The 246-nt window shown below is 54.9% G+C and carries 2 tRNA genes; both read left to right on the top strand.

The features are described 5' to 3' along the window. Window positions 1-32: 32 nt before the first annotated feature. Window positions 33-107, top strand: a tRNA-Gly gene (locus Q4528_RS15330). A 9-nt stretch (window positions 108-116) separates the two neighbouring features. After that, a tRNA-Leu gene (locus Q4528_RS15325) sits at window positions 117-205 on the top strand. The last annotated feature ends 41 nt before the right edge of the window (window positions 206-246 follow it).

Here is a 246-nt window from a genome sequence, read left to right as displayed (position 1 = left end):
GCGTGGGGGTTCGACTCCCTTCACCCGCATATGCAGAAGTAGTTCAGCGGTAGAATACACCCTTGCCAAGGTTGGGGTCGCGGGTTCGAATCCCGTCTTCTGCTCCATTTTAGAGTGCCGGGGTGGCGGAACTGGCAGACGCACAGGACTTAAAATCCTGCGGTGAGAGATCACCGTACCGGTACGATTCCGGTCCTCGGCACCATAATATTGTTAATATGCGCCCGTAGCTCAATTGGATAGAGC

Origin of the sequence: Staphylococcus pasteuri, from assembly GCF_030547725.1 — a bacterium.
Classification (GTDB): domain Bacteria; phylum Bacillota; class Bacilli; order Staphylococcales; family Staphylococcaceae; genus Staphylococcus; species Staphylococcus pasteuri.
Note: the sequence above shows the minus strand (reverse complement) of the source record. Positions and strands in the feature narration are given on the sequence as shown.